Annotated in this window: 13 protein-coding genes; 11 read left to right on the top strand and 2 right to left on the bottom strand. The window is 31.9% G+C overall.

Going from position 1 to position 25,170, the window contains the following annotated elements:
- Nucleotides 1-7 precede the first annotated feature (7 nt).
- Entirely contained in the window at nucleotides 8-2,077 is a 2,070-nt protein-coding gene (gene fusA / locus OF365_RS01995) for an elongation factor G (protein ID WP_263817940.1), read from the top strand.
- Nucleotides 2,078-2,180: 103 nt separating this feature from the next.
- The gene (gene tuf, locus OF365_RS01990; RefSeq protein WP_263817939.1) at nucleotides 2,181-3,362 is read left to right on the top strand and encodes an elongation factor Tu; all 1,182 of its coding nucleotides are present in this window, start codon (nucleotides 2,181-2,183) and stop codon (nucleotides 3,360-3,362) included.
- Nucleotides 3,363-3,467: 105 nt separating this feature from the next.
- Here the strand turns inward: tuf and OF365_RS01985 are convergent, their stop codons facing one another.
- Nucleotides 3,468-3,716, bottom strand: coding sequence for a DUF2188 domain-containing protein (locus tag OF365_RS01985; protein WP_263817938.1), 249 nt, complete (start codon nucleotides 3,714-3,716; stop codon nucleotides 3,468-3,470).
- A 480-nt stretch (nucleotides 3,717-4,196) separates the two neighbouring features.
- Between OF365_RS01985 and OF365_RS01980 the strand changes: the two genes are divergently transcribed.
- From OF365_RS01980 to OF365_RS01940, 9 genes are all read left to right on the top strand, one after another.
- Nucleotides 4,197-5,399: a hypothetical protein gene (locus tag OF365_RS01980; RefSeq protein WP_263817937.1), complete on the top strand. Its 1,203-nt coding sequence runs from the start codon at nucleotides 4,197-4,199 to the stop codon at nucleotides 5,397-5,399.
- Complete coding sequence (locus tag OF365_RS01975; protein WP_263817936.1) at nucleotides 5,386-5,826, top strand: hypothetical protein; 441 nt, start codon at nucleotides 5,386-5,388, stop codon at nucleotides 5,824-5,826. Before OF365_RS01980 ends, OF365_RS01975 begins: the two co-directional genes overlap by 14 nt.
- A gap of 20 nt (nucleotides 5,827-5,846) precedes the next feature.
- On the top strand, nucleotides 5,847-6,968 hold the full coding sequence (locus OF365_RS01970; protein WP_263817935.1) for an ABC transporter permease: 1,122 nt from the start codon (nucleotides 5,847-5,849) through the stop codon (nucleotides 6,966-6,968).
- 3 nt (nucleotides 6,969-6,971) lie between these two features.
- On the top strand, nucleotides 6,972-7,988 hold the full coding sequence (locus OF365_RS01965; RefSeq protein WP_263817934.1) for an ABC transporter permease: 1,017 nt from the start codon (nucleotides 6,972-6,974) through the stop codon (nucleotides 7,986-7,988).
- A gap of 295 nt (nucleotides 7,989-8,283) precedes the next feature.
- Entirely contained in the window at nucleotides 8,284-9,699 is a 1,416-nt protein-coding gene (locus OF365_RS01960; RefSeq protein ID WP_263817999.1) for an ABC transporter ATP-binding protein, read from the top strand.
- Nucleotides 9,689-11,008, top strand: coding sequence for an ABC transporter ATP-binding protein (locus OF365_RS01955; RefSeq protein WP_263817933.1), 1,320 nt, complete (start codon nucleotides 9,689-9,691; stop codon nucleotides 11,006-11,008). Before OF365_RS01960 ends, OF365_RS01955 begins: the two co-directional genes overlap by 11 nt.
- A 13-nt stretch (nucleotides 11,009-11,021) precedes the next feature.
- Entirely contained in the window at nucleotides 11,022-18,659 is a 7,638-nt protein-coding gene (locus tag OF365_RS01950) for a PDxFFG protein (protein WP_263817932.1), read from the top strand.
- 12 nt (nucleotides 18,660-18,671) lie between these two features.
- Nucleotides 18,672-23,945 (top strand): ABC transporter substrate-binding protein, encoded by a 5,274-nt coding sequence (locus tag OF365_RS01945; protein ID WP_263817931.1) that lies wholly within the window; start codon nucleotides 18,672-18,674, stop codon nucleotides 23,943-23,945.
- Between the two features lie 2 nt (nucleotides 23,946-23,947).
- A complete protein-coding gene (locus OF365_RS01940; protein WP_263817930.1) occupies nucleotides 23,948-24,421 on the top strand; it encodes a hypothetical protein in 474 nt (157 codons plus the stop codon).
- A 363-nt stretch (nucleotides 24,422-24,784) separates the two neighbouring features.
- On the opposite strand, the gene OF365_RS01935 is transcribed toward OF365_RS01940, so the two are convergent.
- A partial coding sequence (locus tag OF365_RS01935; RefSeq protein WP_263817929.1) for a hypothetical protein occupies nucleotides 24,785-25,170 on the bottom strand: 386 nt, incomplete at its 5' end.

Raw genomic sequence — 25,170 nt, 5'->3', positions numbered from 1 at the left:
AATTTATATGTACACTAAAGATTTAAATAAATTCCGTAACTTCGGGATTATGGCACATATTGATGCGGGGAAAACTACGACTTCTGAACGTATTTTATTCCATACAGGACGTAACCACAAGATTGGTGAAACTCACGATGGAGCTGCAACTATGGACTGAATGGCACAAGAAAAAGAACGGGGTATTACAATTACTGCGGCTGCAACTTATGCACAATGAAAAGATTATGAATTAAACTTAATCGATACACCTGGACACGTGGATTTTACCGTTGAAGTAGAACGTTCATTACGTGTTTTAGACGGAGCTGTGGCTGTTCTTGATGGTCAAAACGGTGTTGAACCACAAACAGAAACTGTTTGACGTCAAGCAACTAAATATAATGTACCACGTATTGTTTTTGTTAATAAAATGGATAAAACTGGAGCAGATTTCTACTACTCAATCGAGACGATTAAAAACCGTTTAGGAGTCAAAGCGACTGCTATCCAAATTCCAATGGGAGCTGAAGCTGATTTTGTAGGAAACATTGATTTAGTTGAAATGAAAGCCTACTTTTATGATGGTGAAGCAAACGAAGATTACCAAATTAAAGATATTCCAGAAGAATATTTACAAAAAGCACAATCAATGCGTGCACAAATGATTGATGATGTCGCTGTTTTCGATGACGAGATCATGGAAAAATATTTATCAGGTGAAGAATTAACGAACGAAGATATCAAAAAATGTATTCGTAAAGGTGTAATTACGACAGAATTATACCCTGTATTATGTGGTACTGCTTTTAAAAACAAAGGTGTTAAGAAATTATTAGACGCAGTTGTTGACTACCTACCTTCACCACTTGATGTTCCACCAATTCACGGTGTGAACGAGGTTGGTCAAGATGTTTATAAACACAACGATCCAACTGAAGATTTTGCAGCTTTAGCTTTTAAAGTAGCAACTGACCCCTTTGTTGGGCGTTTAACATATATCCGTGTGTATGCTGGTAAAATTGACAAAGGTACTTATGTTTACAATGTTACTAAAGGCAAAAAAGAAAGAATTTCTCGTTTAGTAAAAATGCACTCAAACAACCGTACAGAAATTGATACAATTGGAGCCGGAGATATCTGTGCTGTAATCGGATTCAAAGAAACGGCAACAGGGGACTCAGTGTGTGATGAAAAGAACAAAATTGTTCTTGAACAAATGGTTTTCGCAGAACCAGTAATTTCACTTTCTGTGGAACCAAAAACAAAAGCTGACCAGGAAAAAATGAGTTTAGCTTTATCGAAATTAGCCGAAGAAGATCCAACCTTTAAAACATTTACAAACGAAGAGACAGGTCAAACAATTATTGCTGGAATGGGTGAATTACACCTTGATGTCCTAGTTGACCGTATGCGTCGTGAATTCAATGTACAAGTGAATGTTGGGGCGCCGCAAGTATCTTACCGTGAAACATTAACTGTTGAAGGAAATGCAGAAGGTAAATACATTAAGCAATCAGGTGGACGTGGACAATATGGTCACGTTTGAATTAAATTCGAACCGAACCACGATAAAGGTTTTGAATTCGTGGATAATATTGTTGGTGGAAAGATTCCAAAAGAATATATTAAAGAAATTGAAAACGGATTAGTTGAAGCATTAGTTTCAGGTCCATTAGCTGGTTATCAAACAATCGATGTCAAAGCCACTGTTTATGATGGTTCTTACCACGATGTCGATTCGTCTGGTATGGCATATAAAATTGCTGCCTCATTAGCTTTTAAAGAAGCAGCAAAAATCTGTAAACCAGTATTACTAGAACCAATTATGTCAGTTGACGTAACTACACCAGATGAATACTTCGGAACTGTCATGGGCGATATTTCGAAACGTCGTGGAGTTATTGAAGGACAAGAAACACGTGGAAATGCACAAGCAATTAAAGCAAAAGTTCCACTATCAGAAATGTTTGGATATGCAACTGATTTACGTTCAAATACGCAAGGTCGTGCGACTTATGTAATGCAATTTAGCCACTATGCTGAAGCACCTAAAAGTGTAACTAGTGAAATAGTGGAAGCACGAGCGAAAAAATAATCATAAGATTACAAAAACATATTTATATTTTGCTATAATTATTTAGTAAAATTATAATTTAAAAATCAAATTAAACATTAAAACTTAATTAAGGAGAAATAAAATGGCAATTGGAAAATTTGAAAGATCTAAACCCCATGTTAACATTGGGACTATTGGTCACGTTGACCATGGTAAAACAACTTTAACTGCTGCAATTAGTACTGTGCTAGCAAAAAAAGGACAAGCAACTGCTCAAAGTTATGCAGATGTTGATAAAACACCTGAAGAAAGAGAACGTGGTATTACGATTAACGCGTCTCATATTGAATATGAAACTGTAACTCGTCACTATGCACACGTTGACTGTCCAGGACACGCTGACTACGTTAAAAACATGATTACAGGGGCAGCTCAAATGGATGGAGCAATCTTAGTTATTGCTGCTTCTGATGGGGTTATGGCTCAAACTAAAGAACATATCTTACTTGCTCGTCAAGTTGGTGTTCCTAAGATTGTTGTTTTCTTAAACAAATGTGACTTCATGCAAGATACTGAAATGCAAGATCTTGTAGAAATGGAAGTACGTGAATTATTAACTAAATATGGATTCGACGGAGACAACACACCAGTTATTCGTGGTTCAGGTCTTAAAGCACTTGAAGGTGATCCAGTTTGAGAAGCAAAAGTTGACGAATTAATGGATGCTGTGGATACTTGAATCCCATTACCATTGCGTGAAACTGATAAACCATTCTTATTAGCTATTGAAGACGTATTCACAATTTCAGGACGTGGTACAGTTGTTACTGGACGTGTTGAACGTGGTACTCTTAAAGTTGGTGACGAAGTAGAAATCGTTGGTATTCGTAACACTCAAAAAACTGTTGTTACAGGAATTGAAATGTTCCGTAAATCATTAGACCAAGCTGAAGCTGGTGATAATGCTGGTATTTTATTACGTGGTACAAAAAAAGAAGATGTACAACGTGGTCAAGTATTAGTTAAACCAGGTTCAATTAAACCACACAGCAAATTCACTGCTAAGGTTTATATTCTGAAAAAAGAAGAAGGTGGACGTCATACTCCAATCGTGGCGGGATACCGTCCTCAATTCTACTTCCGTACAACAGATATTACTGGGGAAATTAAATTACCTGCAGGAACTGAATTAGTAATGCCAGGTGATGACGTGGAAATGGAAGTTGAATTAATTCACCCAATCGCGATTGAAGATGGATCTAAATTCTCAATTCGTGAAGGTGGTAAAACAGTTGGACACGGTTCAGTTATTAAAGCTAACTAATCAAACTTATTACTGCTAAACAAAAAACCAAACCGATGTTTGGTTTTTTTATATCATTAAAGTTAAAAAAAGATAGTAAAAAAAATAACCCGCAAAGGTTATTTTTTACTTCATATCGCGATAGTTGCGTACTTCTTGAAAAGAACCGTCTCTTTTTTGGATATAAACAACCGCATCTTGGTTGCGCCCTAAAGTCTTTATATATTCAACTGCTTCTTTTTTTAATAAAAAAACACGTGTCGGACGTATCCCACCTTTTTTCATTATCTTTCACCCTTTTTCTTGGTATGGCGAAAGATAATAAATGTTTTTTGATGGTTTTTTTGGTATTTCTATTTGTTCATTAGCTTTCATAAAAGCGTCTCTCTTTATTTTGTTTTTCTCAATATTATTATAAAACAATAATTATTTTTTACTTTTTATTCTGTATTTAATACCAATTTATTAAAAAAGATTTTTAAAAAATGTTAGCAACAGCAATAATTGAGTGATAAAAAAAGCGCTTTTTGTTTATTTTTTTAAAATATTCCGAAACTTCTGGGGGCGAAAAATAAAAAAATTTACATTTTCAGCTTATATTATTATAATTTAAATATAGTTTAAGGAAGGTAATGCTTATGCTTTTTAATACGATGTATCACCGGATTATAAGTAAGATTTGCTGTCAAGCAATCATTTTTACCTTCAACATCAATATTATTATGTACCGTTTTACGAAGATTATATATGGCTCATGACGCATGAACCAAGTCAAGTGCTAATTTAAAAAACCACCATAATAATGAAAAGCATAATTACTAACAAAAGATTTAGTAATTAATAAATATACATACTATGAAAAAAATTAATTTTAAAAACAAAAGTTTTTTCAAAAAACTTTTAATCTTTACACCAATAATTATTACCACTCCAGCCATAGCTGCAGCGTGTCGTTATGATGAAAAAAACGGCCCAGAAATTAATAATAATTTGTTTCAAACTACACAAGTCACCGTTAAAGAACAAGACTTTACCAACCAATTTTATAATTCTCAAAGTGATACAATTAACAACCAATGACAAAAAGCATCGCAGGATTTAGTTCTTTCATTACGAAAATTTGCCGAACGTGTTTTTTTACGAAGTTACTATTTATACTACATTCATAATTTTGCGCTCTTAAATGACGCTCAAGTACAATATGAACTACAACCCATTCAGGTTAGTATTAAAGCTAATGATGATCAAACATATGACTTACGTATTCATATTCAATCCAAAGTGCAAGCAATTACTGATCAACAATTAAAGAAAATTAATGAACTATTAAGTCCGAATAATTTATATTTTGCAACTGCACAAGCAGCACTTGATCATTTTAATCAAAAATTAAAAATGGATTGTGCTTATAATCAAACAAGCATTTACACCGCCTATGTTCAAGAAAATAATAATCCAATCATTGAGCAAGCATACGCGTTTAATGGCGGGAAGTTCGACCGAATTGTTTACAAGTCAGGTTATGACTCAAAGGATTTAAAAATTAAACGAAAAATTTCTCAAGTAAATTCATTAACCTTAGATTTAAATACACCAGTTTTTCAACCGGTTGGTTTGGTTGAATTTTATCAAAAACCACTCCCTTTATCTAAATATAAAAAATATGATATTCGAAAAATTTCCTTCGTTGAATTAAAAAACGAGTTGCGAAAAATTCAAAACAGTTTTAACAAGGATAAACCTCACGAACTACAAAAACAAGATATTTTAAATTTAGCATACGAAAATGAATTTTTTCAAATACCCTATTTTTTAAAGTATCCGCAAACGTCTAAACCTGACGATCTTTCTGTTTACCCTGTTTTCTTTTGAAAGCAAATTACAGAACAATGAAAGGTATTTAATAATTTTGAGAGTGTAAATTACGAAACTCTATTTGATGAACATCATTTAGCTTTAATTAATCCTTTCTTTTATCAAGATGTTTCAATGGAGTTAGTACAAGGCAATAAGAACTTCCATTGTCATAGTGATGGGTTATGTCATGCCACGACATAATAATACAAGGGGGCGCCCGAAAACGTTTATGAAACCATTAGATTGAATCTTGATGATTAGTTTTTTAATCTTAATAGCTATCTTTCATATTGGTTTTATATATGCTAAAAATCCATGATTAGTGAACAAAATCTGAATTGTTTTTTTAGCATTCGCCATTTTATGTTTTATTGTCATTAGCTTTATTATTTTTAGTGGTTTTTATTTAAACCGAAAATGAGCCAAAGCTTATCGGAAACAAAATAGCTATCAAATCAGTCGATTTGATCAAAAATTAATTGACCGTTTTTATTATGATGCTGCCTTGGAAATCCGGTCATTGCAGTATGCGTGAATTCGTTTGCGCTTACTATTAGCTGTGCTTATTACACCAGCAACTATTTATAGTTTTGTGTGTTTAATCTATTATGCTAACCAAGCTTATTAATATACATTTAAGGAGAGATTATGAATCAAACTAGTGAACAGAGCGCTCAGAATAATCAAGCGCCAGTAATTAACCAAAAAAGACGTTTAAATTACGCTTTTAGCAACAACTTAGTCCTATTTTCAGGTATGGGTCGTTCATTGAAAACGGCGGCTAACCGAGACCGTGTAGTCGATCCGCTAATTGATTTCTTTTCATTTGACTCTAAATTTGTTAGTTTTTTATGAAAATTAATTAAATTAGTAGGAGAGTTTTTCTTATTAGCGTGAATCGTGATTACCATTACTTTCTTTTTGATTAACTCAGTACCGGGTGAAAACGGATTAACTATTGGGATTAGTTCGAAAGAAGCTAAATTAGCAATTCTTGCACAATATGGCTTAGACAAACCTATTGGTGTTCGATATGGTAATTATTTAGTTGATATTTTCAGAGGAGAGTTTGGGGTATCAACATCCCTACGTCCTACAGTACCGATTAACAATTTTATTTGAGAACGTTATTTAGTATCGTTTTACGTTGGAATTTTCTCGGTGTTATTAACCCTAGCAATCGGTATCCCGTTAGGGGTATTAGTTGGTCGAAAACCTGGTGGTGTTTTAGATAGTTTATCAACTGTCTTTATCTCAATTGTTTCAGCAGTACCCTCATTAGTTTTTGGGTTAATCCTTTTATTAATCGGAAAAGAAGTTGGTCTACCTTTTATTTTTGAGGAAAAAGACTTCTTAACTTATATCTTGCCCGGCCTAGCGTTATCGTTATCTTCAATCATCGTTTATGTCCAATATATTAAAGTGGAAATGAACCGTGAATTAAACTCAATGCATGCGAAATTTGCATATTTAAAAGGAGCAACACGGAACCGTTTTGTATGACGTCACGCTCTAAAACCGTCATTATTCCCAATCGCAACTTTCTTTCCATTTGTAATTTTAGGTTCGTTTGTAGGGGCAATGTTTATTGAACAAATCTTCCAAATTCCTGGTTCTGGTTCATTATTTTACCAAGCCATTATTTCTAAAGATTACAACGTGATCCTTTTATTAATTATTATTTATTCAATTACAACAATTATTGGCTATGCAGCACGGGATGCTTTATACCAAATTATCGATCCGCGGATCAGAAGAGGTGGGAAATAATCTATGTCTAAATTTGCAAAATTCTTTAAAACTAAAACACAAGAATTTGTGGACGAACTGAAATCAGAAGCGCCCAATAAATTTTTACAACCCTTTGCACACCAACAATGAAAAATTATTGGTGACATGATTGAATTTAAAGAAAATTCATACATGCATGCAAAACCGCGTCCCTTTCGGGAATTTGCGAACCGTTTTGGTCGTTCTTTCTCAGGACTAATTGGTTTTTCAATTATTCTTATCTTATTTATACTAGCGATTGTGATTCCTTTTACAACAAATGATCCAACGCAATTGTATCCGGAATATCGTTTTAAAGATTACTTTGTTCCAATTCGTTCAGCGATTGATAATCAAGAAAGCGTTGCTATATTTGGTACAGATGATATGGGGCGAGATCTATGAGCCATGTTATGATGAGGTCTACGATATTCACTAGGGGTAGCCTTATGTGTTTCAGCGATTGATTTAATTGTTGGGGTAACCTTTGGGATCTTAATGGGTTATTTTAATGTTTTCGATAAAATCATGACATTCATTATTAAGGTTTTAACCAATGTTCCTGGAATTATTATTTTAATGATTTTAACAATTATTTTAAAACCATCTTTTGGTGTTATTGTTTTTAGTATGTCAATTTCTGGATGAACAGGAATGGCTAACCAAATGCGATCGCAAGTAAAACGTGCGCGAGGTTTCTTATGAGTATCTGCTTCTAAAACATTGGGAACTAAAGCGTTTAAAATTATTTGAAATTTTGTACCAATCTTAATTCCTATGATTATTACTCAATTAGTATTTACAATCCCTGGCGCTATTTTATCAGAAGCTAGTTTAGCGTTTATTGGGCTAAGTGATCCTAATAATCCAACGTTAGGTAACTTAATTTCTATTGGTTCAAACATCATTACTTTATATCCTCGATATACTTTAATCCCATCATTCTTACTTGTATGTTTAGTTGCAAGTGTTCAATTAGTAGGAGGAGCGACACAAGATGCTTTACGAAGACAACGTTAATAATAAACCTAAGAAAAAAAACCAAAAAAGAAGACCAATTCGTGATTGAATGAAATCACAAATCATCTACACTCCTGTAATAAATGAAAAACGTTCACTTTTTGGTTGAAAAAGAAAAACCAAAAAAGTTGTGCTTAAGAAGTTAGTTGAAAAACAAGCTACTCAATTAGACAAACAAGTTTTATTAGGTGAATCAGCATCAGTGACTTCGACACCAGAAGTAGTTGCTCCAGTTATTTTAGAAACTCCAGTTCAAGAACCACTGGTACTAAATGAATCACCAGAGATAAATATTATGGATGATGTGCAACCTTTAGTGCATGAAGTTGATAGACTCGAAGAAGTAAAATCCTTAGAAATTCCAACAGATAACGTCGCTGATGATGTTAAAATGCTTGAACCTCAAGAAGATTTTGCGTTTCTACAAGCTGATGAATTGGAAGAAAAACAAGAAACAAATGCTCGGGTTTTTGAAGAAAACCAACGTCAAGAACTAAAAGCACCTAAACCTACAAAAAAAGTAGGTACTCAAACTTTTAAAAAAGGTTGAGTTAATTCACGTAAGAATTTTGATTTTGCTAGTTTTGAAAAAGATGTTAAATATAAGGAATTTCCAGATGGTAGCAAAAAGAAAATTGCTGCTGAAATCGACAATGTTCGTTTAACGTTTTCTAACCCATCACGTCCGAAAGATAAAGCTTTAGTTCTAAGAAACACTTCGATTCAGTTTTATGAAGGTGAAGTACATGCTATTATTGGTGAATCAGGATCTGGAAAATCAGTGATCACTTCATTACTATACGGTTTAGCTGGTGGTAATGCCAACATCGAAGAAGGGCGTGTCCTTCTTTATAATAACGAAGTCCAAGACTTTAAATTTGCGCAATGAGAACGCTCTCGTTACCTAGGAAAGGTTATTTCAGCGGTTTTTCAAAACCCTATGTCAACCCTTAACCCGACTATGAAAATTGGGGCGCAAATTATGGAAGGGATGTTAATTAATGGTATTGTTAAAAACAAACGACAAGCTAAAGCTAAATCTATTGAATACTTAAAACTAACAAAAATTAACAACCCTGAAGAAGTTATGGAGCTTTATCCACATGAATTATCTGGGGGGATGATTCAACGGGTAGTGATTGCTTCTATTGTTTCTTTACACCCCAAAATTCTTGTTTTAGATGAACCAACAACCGCATTAGACCCTACTGTCCAAGCTTTAGTATTAGATATTATTCGTGAATTACAAGAGAAATTTAAAATGTGTGTCATCTTTATTACACACGACTTAGGGGTAGTAGCTTCGATTGCTAATTACATTTCTATTATGTATGCAGGTCAAATTATTGAAGAAGGAACACGTGAAGAGATTTTATGAAATCCGCAACATCCATATACTTGAGGGTTAATCGCTTCAATGCCTGATGTGAACAAAGCAGATCGTTTAGCAACCATTAAAGGTTCTGTGCCTTCACGTTTGAACGGGATTGTTGGTGATGCTTTTGCTATACGTAATGATTATGCTTTGGTACGAGACTTTACTATTGAACCAGACATGTATTATGTCTCACCAACGCACCGTGCAAAAACAGCTTTATTAGATAAACAAGCACCAGAATATACACCACCCGAAGTTATTCAAAAGAAATGAAACGAATTTAAAAAACGCCAAGCAGCAAAAAATAAAGGAGTAAATAGCGATGAAAGATAACAACCAGCAAAAATACTTTTATAACTATCAAAAACGCCCGATATTAAAATCGAAAATAACAGTTCGACCGGTAACAGAAGGAACTGTGGAACGTTTAGCTGCTTGTCCAGAAAAAAAACGTTTAGTTGAAGTCCGTCATATGGATATTGTTTATGGTTCAGGCTTTAAAAAGTTCCGTGCAGTTAAAGATATGTCGTTTAATATTTATGAAGGCGAAGTTTTAGGATTAGTTGGTGAGTCAGGTTCTGGTAAATCAACAACAGGTTCAGCTCTAATTGGTCTTGTTAAATATAATTTTGGTGAAATTAAAATCGCTGGTCAGGTATTACCTAAACAAAAAGAATACGTATCAAACCAAATGCGTAATTTCTTAGTGAATAATGTCCAAATGATTTTTCAAGATCCTTCAAACTCGTTAAACCCATATAAAAATATTGAAACAGTAGTTGCTGAAGGTTTAAATAACCTAAAAGATCTAAAACGTGGTTTTTTAAACGTTGACTTTTTTATTTACCGTAGAAATTTTTTAGAATTTGCTCAAAAATTAGATCAAAACAATCCGGTTCTAGAGGAAATTAAAGTTATTTTTAAAGAAGATGCTTGAGATCAAACTAAAGAGGAAAACCAAAAATTATTACGTGGTTTATTAGCAAAGATTGATGAACAAGAACATTTACCAACGAAAATCAGTTTAGAACAGTTAGATCAGATTTTTGCTGAAATTAATGAAACAAAAGATTTTTCACACAATAAGCTAGTTAAGTATATTGTTTTAAAATCTTTAAAATCAGTTGGTTTAGATGAAACCGTGTTAGGACGTTATCCACTAGAATTTTCGGGTGGTCAACAACAACGGATTGGAATTACTCGAGCGATTACAATGCGACCGCGTTTATTAATTGCTGATGAACCTATTTCAGCTTTAGACGTTTCGATTCAAGCGCAAGTAATTAATATTTTTAAAGATTTAAAAGAAAAATATAATCTAACAATCTTATTTATTGCCCATGACTTACGAATGGTGGAATATATTTCTGACCGTATTGCGGTAATGAATAAAGGGACGTTATTAGAAATCGGACCAACTAAAGAAATTGTCAATAATTTCTTACACCCATATACAAAATCATTGATGGAGGCTGTTCCATCGATTGAATCAGAAAAAGAATCATTATTAGGCTATACATATGATCCTTTGATGCACAACTATACAGCAGAATTACAACCCAAATGAATTCATTTAGGTAATGATCATTGAGTTTTAGGTACCGATGAAGAAGTTGCTAAATGAAAGAATAACGAATATTAAAAGGAGGCTAACCATGAAAAAAAATAGAAAAAAACTATCATTAATTCCTAAATTAGCGATTGCATTCAGTACGATTGCTGTTTTAGGGGCTTCATGCGTTGGTTTTATGAAACTTTATGCATCTCAAAAGGCCTTAGGTCGAGTAGATATTAAAGTTTCGGTTAAACAATCAAAAATAGAGCAACGGCGTGTGCTTGAAGCATTATTATTAGATGAGTTCTCACAACCCATTGCTAAATATGCTTTTAACACAATTACTAACTCATATGACTTTAACCCAGACGAACAAGACTTTGACCCTTTAAAAAATTGAGTAAAAAAAGGTGATAATACACCCGTTTTATTATTAAAGGATATTGGTAGCTTTAAAGCTGGCGAAGTTATTAAATATGGTGAATTTTTTGACGTATTTATCAACACACATAATTATAATTTACCGCGTTTAACTTTAAAAACGGGACCAATTGAATTTGTTAATGAATATATTCCTGCGTTAAGTCCGGATGAATTCATTGAATATACAAACTGATTTTTACAAAATGTATCATGAGGACCGGATTTAGTAACATTAACCAAATTTTCGTTAACTCCAGGTGTGGAAACACAGGGGAATTCAATTATCTTAGGTTCACATAGTGGAACGCGTGAAAAAACACAAATTAAATTCTCTCCTGATGCCTTCTTTGGTTCAATGCCAATTTATTCAGCTTTATCAGGTCAAGGTCAATACAACGATAAATTAACGTATAAGTTAAATAGTAAAAATTTAAATAAGGATGAATTAACTAAATATCTTAAAAATCTTCCTTACTTAATTTCTGCTTACAATCAAAAAGACTTCCACGGAGTAGTTAACTATGAAGCTCTAGTAAAGGCAAAAGATTTATATATCTTTGATGCAGCTAGTTATTTAGTTGATCCGTTCAGCAAAGATTTTAATCATAATTCATATACTCACGTAATTAAAGAAGCATTCGCCAATTTAGGTACTCGACCTGCAAAACCCAAAAAAGATGCTAAGAAAAAAACATCAGAATACAATTGAGAACAATTACTGACTAATGAAAAAGCTGTAGCTGATATTTTAGATGTTTATACACAGGCTTCTAAAAAATCGCCTGTATACCAAAAACACAATTATACAAATATACCAGTTTTAAACCAGCTAGATTTGCCGGCTGTTATTTCATTTTTAAAACAATTGGATGCTTTATTATTAGATTTACAATCGCAAAGTACACAAGCTGATTTAACAGCTGAACAAAAAGCACAATTAGCACAAGCGATTGAAAATACGCAAAATATTCGTACATTTATTTCTTTGATCCAAGAAGTATTTACTTTTGAACAAAATTTTATTCAACAAAATTTTACTTACCAAGCTAGTTTAAGTCAAATTTCTACATTAAAAAAAGCGTTCATTAATTTTGACGTTGAATCACTAGATTTAACCAATCCTCAACTACAAGCTTTATTTACAAAAAACCAAAATTTGAAAAATGTTTTAGATAAATTTAACGAAGATCAAGAGGCTATTAAAGATGAATTAACTTCAAGTTTTAAGCACGAAGAAAAATATTTAAAAAATACTTTTGTCCCATCACTGCAAGCGAGTCTAAAACCTTTATTTGACCCATTTGTGAAAACAGATGAAGAATTACCACTAGATGAAGAACTACCACCAGTTGATGTAACTTTATTTGTCGATTATTTATTATCAACCTTCAATTTTAATTCACAAAACAACACATGATATACGACGTATCTTGATCAAAAAGATGCTGATTTAAGTCAAGTAAGCGAATTAGAAATTGTAAAACACAACTTACAAGTTTTACAAGCGAAATTTCAAAAAATTCAAAAAATCATTAATCAAAAATTCCCGCTGAATGATCAGAATGCTTTATCGCAAGTCTTCAATCAAAAAATGAATGAACAAGCAGAAAAAATTATCAAATTACACTCATTCTTAAGTTTTAATTACGTTTTTAGCGCTGCTAATCAACAAGCAGCTGTCCAATTAGCTTCTGATTATTTATACGAAATTTTCAATAAATATGGTTACAACGTTCGTTTAAATAAAAAACCGCAGGCAAAACAACGATTTGTTCAGGTAAAAGAAACGGATGTACACGCGATTACTATTAACAAAATAAATAAACACGAAATTAAGGCGAATGAATTAATTACGGGTGTAGGGTTTGATATTGAATATAATAATCAACAAAAAAACTTTGTCCTTTTACCATTTAATATCGATGGTAGTGAAATCGATGAATCAATGGCCGTAGCAGCGTCTTCACGTGATCCTTTATCACGTTCATTTTTATCGACAAGTGATTCAATTTTCTTTAATAGCTTAAATGATGCTATCATTAAGAATTTTGATAAATTTCTAGAACAAGCAGATGTGCATAACTTCCGAAACCTTTATAATTACGATAATTTAATTAAAGATAAAGAAGTCTTTGTATATGATGATAATCATCACGAAAACCCGCGTTTCTACAACTCATTTAACAATTTATTATTAAATGAAACAAAAGATTTTAACGAAAAGAATATTACCAAAGTAAAAATTCTATCAGCTGGTTTTGGTGAACCAACTGCTGATGTAAAAAAATCTGATCGTTTACAAATTAAAACAGAAATTTTAAAATCTTATGACCCAAGCGTTGTTTTAGATAACCAAAAACCAACAGAAGTTACATATACTTTATTAGCTAAAACGAAAGATAATCCTAAGGGGCGCTTGTATGATGCGAGTTTTGATGATGCTTTTAATACTTTTAAAGTAGCCATTAATTACTTTGATCCATTTACGCCTCGAGTCATTAAAGAACAAAGCCAGTTCGTGGACAACGAAATGCAAAAATCGTACGAAATTTACATTGACGTTTTTAGCGGATTAATTGATAAGGTAGTTAACAAACGTCCGTACCTAATGAAAAAAATTAATGGTGTACACCAAGAAGTTTATTATGACGAAAATGGTTCTGCGCACTTTAAGGTAGTCGATGGTGAATACTATGGTTTCTTTGCGACTGATCGTGTACCATATTTATCTATTGTTGCCGAAACTGATCCATCTTTTAAAACGACAGGAATCAATTATTTAAAATATGTGGGGGCACACGAATATGGCCACCACCAAACCCTACAATACATTAAAGATATTTCGGATACTCGGGATATTTCAGAAGTAGGTGGAATTACTTCACGTGGTGGTTTAAGTTTAGATAGTTTATACAACATTAATGTTTTACAAGATTATTTAGATGCACGAAGTTCAGGGATTGGTGCACGTCGAATGAAAGTCGATTACACACCAAGTCCTAATGGGGAGTTGACAAACTTCTCAATCAATGCTGTCTTAGATAATGATCGTTCAAAATATATTTGAGAAAAACCAACAGATGTTTGGGGAGCAGATGCACCAGATAAGGCAAATAATTTTTACAAAAATAAACGTCGTCGTTTTCTACAATCATATGAACAATTAGATGAAGCTGCTAAATTGAGAGGGGTTAAAATTGCTGATTTATTCTTATTAAACGCTTTTGACCACCACTCAGGAACATTAAGTCCTTCGATTTCAAACGCAGTTTTAACACCAGCTCTAGCTGCTAAAGATTTATTAGCTGCACGTTATTTCTTAACTAAATCATTTAGTGTAGATCCTAAAAAAATCACGACTCAATACCGTAGTCAAAACCCTAACGCTTCTTTAGCAGATGTTCAATTACATATCCAACAAGCATATGATGAATCATTAAATAATTTACAAAAATACTTAACAGAACGTTATGCTCACTTAAAAACTGACAAAACAACCGTGTTAAATAATAACCAAACTTTCAACCCTATTAAAACGGCTGAAATGTTATTAAAAAAAGTAGAAGCTTTCATTGCTGATAAGAATAATAAAAAACAACCAGATTATGATCAATTGTTAAAAGAAGCAGATGCTGCTTTAATTCAACTAACAAGCTTTGAAATCCCAGCTAAAAACAAAGATTTTTCAAAATATGCAGGAATTTTAAAAGATGGAATGGGAAATGAAATTAAGTTTTCAGAAAATAAACCAGTAATCTTTGGATTTAAAAATTCTTCATTGGATGAGAAAAACATTTGACATAAATCCAACATTATTATTTATGTAAAAACACGAGACAACAACGATGTTTTAAATTTGACATCATTTAGCGATGAAAACGGTTTTGTTGATGCTTCGAAATTCTTAAAAGCTGTAGATGCGTTAATTGATCAAATTTACTCATTATTATTAGTACCAGGATCAACCGATGCTCCTCAATACGGAATTAATGGTTGAGAATCAGATGGTAAATCATATTCTGATGAGCCAATTAGTTCTTCATGAGCCTATACTCAAAAGAAAGCCTATACAGATGCTTATGAAAAAGAAAAGGCGTTTAATATTATTGATCCATTAGTGCAAACTTTTGGTCAGGATGTAAATTTAACAGCAGCTGGAAATGTTTTTGAAAGCTTAAAATTTGTAATAGACCGTAGTTCAATCGTTCCAACTGTTATAAATGTTTTAGGACCTTTAATGCAAAAAAAACTACCCGAAATGATCAGTGACCCTAAGAATACACCGCAACAAAAACAACACTATGAGTATTTATCAACAGTTGTTTCAAATTGATTCAAGCGAATTGTAGATGGTGGGCGACTTGCTTTACCGTTTAGCTTGCAACCAACTGCTCATCCTTTTTTACGGGGAATGCGTTTTGAACAAGCAGACCACACTTTTAACCAATACTTTGGTCGAGCTTATGCATATGCACCCACTGATGGTCCTGCATCAGCCGTAGTTGCCAAAACAACCGTGGCTTTTAGTGATGCGTTTATGTTTAATCAAAAAGCCCAAACGTTTGTTGATGGCGAATTTAAATATTATCCATTAGGAACTATGGTGAATTCGGATAACAACCAACCATTGTTTTACATTCAACAAGAATTAAAAAATCCTGAAAATGCCAAAATTGTCGCTAATGTAAGCAAATCAAAATATTCATATTTATTTGATTTCCCTGTACAAATTTTAAATAAAGCTAACCAAAAAGTTAATAAGTATACTTATGGTCAAATGCGTCATGAAAACATATCGATAGATTACATTGGTTTTAACACTCTGGAGGAAGCGGTCGCTTTTTATGGTTTAGACTTTACTAAATACCATTACAATAAAGCAACAAAGAATATAGAATTTTCAAACGCAGATGAATATGCATATGTTGATAATCATTTCTTTGACACAAACGCTTATTATGATGCGAACAAAAATGACCTACAAACAGGTGGGATTCGTTCAAAAGCTAGTGTGATTTCAGAGGCGATGGAGAACTTTAAATTCAAAGTTCGTGATCACCAATTATTCATTAAATCAAACAATATCCCACTAAAGGATTTAAATAAATACAACTACATTTTCGAAGGAAATGTGGGGTTAGATGGTGTGGCGTCATTTGGTAATCCATATACACCTCACAACCTAACAGCACAACCTGCTAGTCAAATTAAAGCTTATGCTTTGCCAAACAAAAACAACGTCTTTGAATTAGATCCTAATGTAGATGGTCAGCGGAAGGTTGATGATATTATTGGTTTAGTGCAAAAATACATGGTTGACACAACTAAAAAGAACATTGATCAACTAGAAATTAACTATGCGATTTTAGCAGATATTACTATGGGTTATACTTATATTTACCCTGAAGGTACAAGATCAATTAGTACATATGCTGATTTATTTGCATATAACGTAACAAATACACAAACAAACGGAAGTATTGAAAAAATTGATGGTGAATATAAAGCTTTATCTTCTGGATATACACAAACCAATGCAGAACGTTCATACGATAAATTAGCCGAAGTTTTCTCAGATTATACATACAGCTTACCTGAAGTATTAACACGAGATTATGTCCAAACTACTTTCGTGCCTTCGACACAGGAATTAGATAATTTACCAAACTTTATTTCTAATTTATCTGAGTGAAACTCAGGTTCTGAATATGTTTTTGCTGGAAATAATACCCTGTATTGAACAAAAGCAATTAATGATCTGGGAACAAGTAGTTGAAGTAAGCAAAACGCTGTTTCAGCCAACTTAATGCGTTTAGCTTTAGATTATCAACAAATCAACAACCAATTAAGTGTCTTTAACAAAACATTGCTTAATGAAGAAAAATGAACTCAAGCATGATTAAACTTTTTAGCGCAAGACTTTGCTGATAAAGACTTAACAACTACACTAGCGTCAACGAATTTAAATTTAAAAGCACTAATTGACCTATTAAAAAAAGATGCCGTATTGATCAACTCGCCGTTAAGTGGTGCGAAAGCTTCTTTAGATCTTTTGGTTAAAGACTGACAAGCAACAGTAAAAATCGAAAGTGATTTAGCTGCAACAGCTATTACTAATTATGCTGATTTACTTGGTTTTATTAAAAACGAATTAAGTTCGTCAACAGTTAATTTTGCTCAAAAAGCACTTTTAATTAAATCGATTAATGAATTAGTTACTTCAGCAAACGCATTAAATAAAAAAATAATGGATAAAGAAATAGTTGAGATAAAAGATCTGCTATTTATGCTAGATGTTTTAAAAAAACAAGTTGATTCAGCTATTAAAACTTTAAAAGCACAATCTGAAGAAGAAATCACAGCTATTTTAACTAAGATTAGTGCAAAACAAGAACATTTAGCACAAACTCTTGTCGTTAGTGATGAAAACAAGAAAAAAATTAAAACTAAGCTACTTGAGATGCAAAAACACATCTATGAATTATTCATTAGTTTTAATGAACTAAAAAACCCATTAGATGAATTAATGAAGAAAATTCAAAATCCAAATGCAGTTTTAACTGATTTTGAGAATTATGAGGGGTTACGTCAAGCTGACCCAAGTCAGTTAAGTTATATTGGTCAAACAAAAATTACCAACAATGGATATTTTAAAGATCGATGATTACGTAAGTCTTTAAATTGAGAATTATATGATGAAAACCGAAACCCAATTATTGACACGCACATTAAAATTAAGGATTTAGACAACCAAATCATCCAAGATCGACCTCGTGCTATGTGAATTTACTCACTAAAATCACAGGGGATTGGAAACAGAACATTAACAGGTATTCACCGAAATGAACAATTAGACTCTACCTTATTCTGAGGTTTTGTACGTAAAGAGGACGCACCGCGAATTAAGAAGTTAGCTTTCAAAGCATTAAATAGTGAAGTTGTCGTTTATATTGATATCACATTCGATAACACGAACAACTTATTCTACTTAAAACGCCAAGGTGATTCAAGTACAAAACACACTTTATTAGATGAAGGTTTCGTCTCTTGAACAAGTGATTATGCAATTCTTGCCAATTATACAAACGCATTGGTAAATATTAATTCAGAAAATGATTTTGAACTATATTTTGTTGATGAAAACAACCAACGTGTACTAGATAAAGATGGAAAAAATCTCTTAACACTAGGTTCTCGTAAGTATATTGCAGAAAACAACAAATCATATAACACGGCACCAATTTATGCCTTTAAACCAAAAAACGAAAATGATGATATGGTCTTAATTAAGATTCAAAATCAATTTAAATTATAAAAGGGGGAATTTATGAAAATTAAAGCCACTCGTAAAAAATTATGATTAACAACCGCTGGAGTTCTTAGTGGGTTGTCATTAATCGCAGGGGTAGCTGTAAGTTGTCAATATAAAGACAATAAAAAAGCGCCTGAACTACAAAAAAAGAGTGACCGAAAATATGATTTCGGAATTGCTATTCCGGCAATCAACTCTTTTAACTACTTAAAATTTACTAGTTTACGTTCAATTTCTCCTACTTTAGTTGGTGGTTTCTTCAAACAAGCGCCATCAACCAATTCAAAAATTGGCAACTTATTAGGATTACCGAAGTTATATGCTAAACAATTCGATGGTACAATTGATGGTTTAAACTTTGATCAAATAACAACTAGTGATTTAGAAAATACTTTCACAGTAAATAATATTAGCTCTTCATTTTATGACTTATCATCATTTGGGATTGCACCTGAAGCTTTAGCTTCCTTTGTTTCTGATGATTACCAATCGTTCATTACTTTTAACAATAAAAACCAAAAAACTGTAGCTGTCAAATTAGGGTTAAACAACGGAGCTTCGAAATGAAGTGACGGTAAGGAATTAACAGCCCAGGATTTTATTGACAGTTATCAATATATTATGGACTTGAATACAGGTTCACAATTAAGAACAGCGTTGTTGAACATTAATATTAAAGGTTCACAACGAATGAATGATGTTCAAGAAGCTTATATTCGTAAACATGGTGTTCCCTATAAAAATCCTTTTGGTCGCCCACCATTTATTTTTGATCAAATTACTAAGGAATGAAAAGAAGATCCAAACTTTGTTCCTTTCCAAAACCAAATGTTTGATGAAAACCACAACCCATTAGACACTAAAGAGGTTAATGATATTAAAGCGGCGGCTTTAGATATTGGTTTATCAACAGGGCAAATGTTTTGAAATATTACAAATGAAGATTTTAAAAACGCTTTGTCATTACCAGAAAACCAATCATTAGACTTGAATAACTTGCAATACATTTATGTTAAACCCAACAACGATCCGAATGCTGAACCAGTTAAGTTTAAATTGCAAAAAAATCCTTATTTTGCAAAACGCCAAATTTTCAATGTTGAAAATTTAGATTTCGAAAAGAAAGAAAAGGATTTAACGGTTGATCAAATTAAAGCGCGTCGTTTTAAACACGTGCGGGATTTGGCTAACCAGGATGAATTATTACGTTATTTTGCTTTACCACGTTCACGATTTGAATTATTAATGGAGTTTGAAACGTTTGCGCCAAAACCTAATTCAATTACTGTTGTGAATGATTTAAACGGTAAGCAAGAATTATTACCTGCTAACCGAAAGTTCATTGAAACACATGGGGGAATTCATAATTTTGGAACCAACCTAGATAATTTTGTTTATTCATCAGCTTTTAACATCGACTCAACAATTTTGGGTCCTGAAGGTTATATTACTTTAAGTAAAAATAAAAATTATTACGGAGCAGACCAAACCATACCAAATAATATAAAGATTTACTTTAATTCAAAAAACGAAGTTAAATCATTGTGGTTTGAACAAGGGATTATTTCGGCCACAGATATGCCGACATCTTACATGTTAAAATTCTGATCACAAGAACATACGCGTAAGTTAATGAGTAAGAGCCAGGGGTTTGGGACTGTAGCTATCCAGTTCAACTTAAACAAAGACTCTCGATATGATTCTTATGAAGATTATGTGGCTCATAAAGATGACTTCATTCCTTTATTAGATCCAGATTTACGAAGAGCAATCGCTTTTGCAACTAACCGTCAAAACATTCTTTTATTAACAGGTTGAACCTCATCATTCCCAGTGTCGAATTGAACCGCATTTGGTGTTATTAAAAATTCTAAAGGGGATAATTTAGAATTATGATTTGATGATGTTAAATTTAAATCTGAATTTAAGGATAAAAATGGTCAACTAAAAGAGTATTTAATGCAAAATGATACCTTTATGACACACTCAGCTAAAAGTTATAAATTCGAAAACGTTGAACGTTTAGATAAAGGGTTTGATCCGGAAATGGGTCGTAATTACTTAAATCGTTTTGTGCAAAATCACCCAGAATACAAAGATAAAGAAATTCATCTAACTTTCTTGTATTCAACAGAGCCAGCAGAAAATGCTAAAGCTGCAATTGCTTTTAAGGATATTGTTGAACGTTCGTTATCTAATGCCCAAACTAAAGTGGTTATTGATCTAAAAGCCTTGCCTCCAAGTACTTATGTTTCTTATTTAAATTCAGGAAAATTTGATTTAACATATAACAATTTGGATAAATTCGGGAAATCAGAATACTCTGTTCCAATGGGAGCTTTTTTCCTCAAAGATGGAGTGAACTGAGAAACTCGGAAAACCCAAGGATTTGAATTAAATCCTTCAGGAGGTTGAACTTTTAAAGATTTCTTTGAAACATACAAAGACGAAGCTAGTTTACAGTATGCTTTAGATCGTTTAGGTATTCCTAAAGCTGAAGCTAATATTATTCGCGAATTAGCTTATCTGGGTAATTTAAAAACTCAAGAAGTATTTGTTCCCCAATGATACATCAATGCTTTTGCACGCCTACAAAATATTTTCAAAGTGCTAAGTAATGCAGCTGATTCACTTACTCCAATTCGTTTAACTAAAGAATTAATTGCAGCTAAACAAAAAAGTTTATTAGCTGATGAAAAAACGCACAAAGATATCATCCAAACTCCAGCACAACAGGATCATCAAACATGACATGATTATTTATTTAATCTAGGTCGTTATGCAAATAGCTTACAAGCTAGCTTAATTCAAATTAATGCTTATCATGATCAAGAAAAAGTCTTATTTAAGAATGTTGCTAACATGTATGATCAATTTAAAACTCAACCAGATCCAGCGGCTAGTTTATTAGCATCGATGCAAGAAACTCTTAAGGATTTAGAAGCTAAAAATACTGAATTAGAGTTATTTATTCAAAACGATGCCAATACTGCAGTTGCAGAAATGGAAGCTAAAGCCAAAGAAGTGGTTGCCAAATGAACAGCAATCTTTGATTTAATTAATAGCTTTAATCAAAAGTTCCTTACAGCTTTAGAAAACAAACTAGTTAATGATAAACAAACATTGCACACGCAAGCTTTAAATTTATTAAAATCAACTAATTTAGATTTCCAACTTTTAGAAAAGGATTTTGAATTAAGTAAACTCTTAAATACACAAGCTGAAATCCTGAATGAAAAGCAATTAGATTTAAATAAAGCACAAAAACAATTTGATATTCTAAAAACTTTTATTGATCAAATTGATAATAGTTCATTAAAAAATGATGCACAATTAAAGATGCAAACTTTAAGTTTAATTAATGGTTTCAAACTTCTAAACAATGTTGCAGACTTCAAAGTATTCTTTACAAATCAAACAGCTAACGAGGCTAATTTTACATATTTACATAACTTGTTGAATAGCTTCTTAGGATTTAGACAAACATCATTGCAAAATGAGTTGATGCATTTACCAGCATCTTTAAATAAAGTAGTAGATGTGAACCGAAAAGACTTATTAAGATTATTTAATGAATATGCACAAGTTTTAAAAACATCAACACACTATGCTACACATAAAAACTTAATCGACAAGTTACATAGCTCTTCATTACCAGTCTTAACAGAGGAAGAAAAAAAGGAAGTTCAACAACTATTTGAACTCCCAGATCAAACATTTGATAAGTTAGATGAATTAAAAAATACTTTCAAACAATTTGAAGTTTTAGCAAAAAATAAGCAATTAGTCGTTAATTTTACTACGACACTAACGACTTTATTCAACGATTTCTCCCAAGCCAATTATGAAAAAGTTGCAGTTATGTTAAAAGCCTTCTTAACAATTGCTAATGACCAAGATCATGAGTTGATTATGAATGCGTTGCATGAATTAGGTTTATTAGTTAAAATACATCATCTTGATCAATTAATGCAATCAGCTGCTAAAAAACCGAACGAATTTGTTAGTTGAACAAACTTTAACTCTGCTGCTAATGAGATTAATTTATTAGTAGAAAACCTAGTTAATCAAAAAGATAAAAAACTTTACAAATGAGTAATGTTAATATACAACCGGGTAAATAAAATAAAAGAAGCAAGCATTTTTGCCAAAAAGGTATCCGAAGTACAAAAAAATCCTCCTTACAATATTGAAGATTACTTATTAGATAGTGATTTATTCATTCAAGAAAATGCTTTCTACCAAGAACGTTTAAATAATTTAAAAGAAAAAATCAACCAATTATTAACTTATACTAACGATCAAGAAAAATTCTTTAGTGAATTATTAGCAGATCAAAGATCATTATCACAAGAATTTGATATCTCTTATCAACGAGGTTTTAGTTTAAAAAACGAAGCTTTCCCATTATTTAATTATGTTGTTTCGGCAGTCGAATTAAACAACTATTATAAACAATTGCGTGATTTAAATACTTTAGATGTTGAAATCAAGAATTTAGAAGACGAATTATTAAAGCTTAAAAAAGCCCAAATTAAACAGAAAAACGAACTTTTAAAAAAATACGAAGAACTTTTACAACACAAACTACCATTAGTTCGTGAAACAACGGATTTTGCCAACCAAAAAGTTTATTTATCTAAAATAGTTGCAGAAGAAAATGCGCACCACGAATTATTTGCCGAAATTAAAGATAACATTAGTCAGGAAGTTTATACTGTTACTTTAAACAAAGTCTTAAATGTGGACGAAGATAATGTTTATAACCAAGCTAATCTAGAAAAATACTTTGGTAAGGAAAACAGTCCATTAATTTGAAAAACCAATAAAGAGCGAATTCCTTATAGTTTTAACATCATTGATGCAAAACTAAAACCTTCTTCTTATAGTTTAGTTAAGGTTTTTGCCATTGATCCACGTGATCCAAAAAAACGGGCAATCACAGTTTCTTCTCCATATAAATTCAACACTGATATTGTTGATAACGAAATCTTCACAATTAAAAAAGAAGATGATGGAACACACCGTGAACGAATTAAAAACTTCTTTAATTCAAACCGTGGTGGATGAGAATCAGAAAATGATATCTTTAATATCATGCGTGATTTAGAATTAATTATCCGTGACCAAGCAGGTATTTTACCAATTATGGATACAGATACTTTATGATCAATTAAATCATTAGGTGGGGTAGAACATTTATATACATATTATTTACAATATGCATATGACTATAAACACCCTCCGCGTGCAGGATTACCAACTTCCCCAGAAGATGAAGGAGTATAGTTATGATAGATAGATTATTAAATAGACGTTTACGGTTTGTATCCATAATGGATTTATGCCAAAACTTATTCCTGATTCCCTTATTAATTACCATTGGTTTTTGGGTTAGTTATCAGAATCATTTAACAGCAAATTTTGATTTAAATTATCAAGATTATTATGATCTAAATACAATGCAAGAAATTCATTGATACCAACAACAAATAGTGAATTTAATTATTATGTTTACTATCTTATTATTCTTATTTATATCTGCTTATGTTTTTAATTTAATTGTGATCACTACTTTCTTACAAAAATATATTGCTAAAATTAAAAAAGAATTTAATTGAAAAGTAAAAGTTTGTTTATATTTAAGCTATATCCCAATTGTTAACCTGTTTGTCTTCCCAATTTTATTGGTTTATTACACAAACTTAAATGATTGAAACAAAGCTTTAAATATTCAAACGCACGAATATATTTCAGCATATTAGGTAAAAAACTTTATACACAAACAAAAAAAGAGGCTAACCCCTCTTTTTTTATTTTTTATTTATATTTATTTTATTTAAATGTTATTAATCGTTCTGATTTTTCAAATGTTTGACTTCTTTGCTTCTAGTTTTTTAGAACAACATAATTATGAAAACAGTGATTTATTAATTTAATGAATCAGAGAAATTTATTAATTGGATGAAAATCAAACTTACTCTAATTTAGAGTAATTAATAATATGCACAATTAAGAAATAATTCGTAGTCTAATAAAAACAGGGTGGGCAAATAACTTATCCTCCAAGTTTTGTAGTGCTACAAATAGTTTTCTTTTTGAAAGAAGAATATACCTGGAGAAAAAAATTAAACTTCTTTACTATCTTTTCTAATCGCAGTAAATAAATCACTCATTGTCGTGTGATAACCTTTTTGTTTTAACAACAATTTTTGCATCCCTAAATGGTTGCTATCTCCCTGCAAATACATTCGGTTATTTTGGGTTCTATCCAAGTAAACAACTAGTAAAGTCAAGTGCTTAATTAGTGGTTGATAACGATTTTGATAATCATTTAATTCAGCAATGTATTGCTCAAACGCTTCAATAATCCCTTCGGATTTTAGAACATCAAAATCATCACTGCTTTTGATTTCGATAAATATTTCATGGTCATTATATTTAATTAAAAAATCGGGGTAACTATTTTTGATTTCAAACAGCGAATCTTTTTCATAATATTGAAAATTAATTC

Origin of the sequence: Ureaplasma zalophigenitalium (genome assembly GCF_025780055.1) — a bacterium.
GTDB classification, from domain to species: Bacteria; Bacillota_I; Bacilli_A; order Mycoplasmatales; family Mycoplasmoidaceae; genus Ureaplasma; species Ureaplasma zalophigenitalium.
Note: the sequence above shows the minus strand (reverse complement) of the source record. Positions and strands in the feature narration are given on the sequence as shown.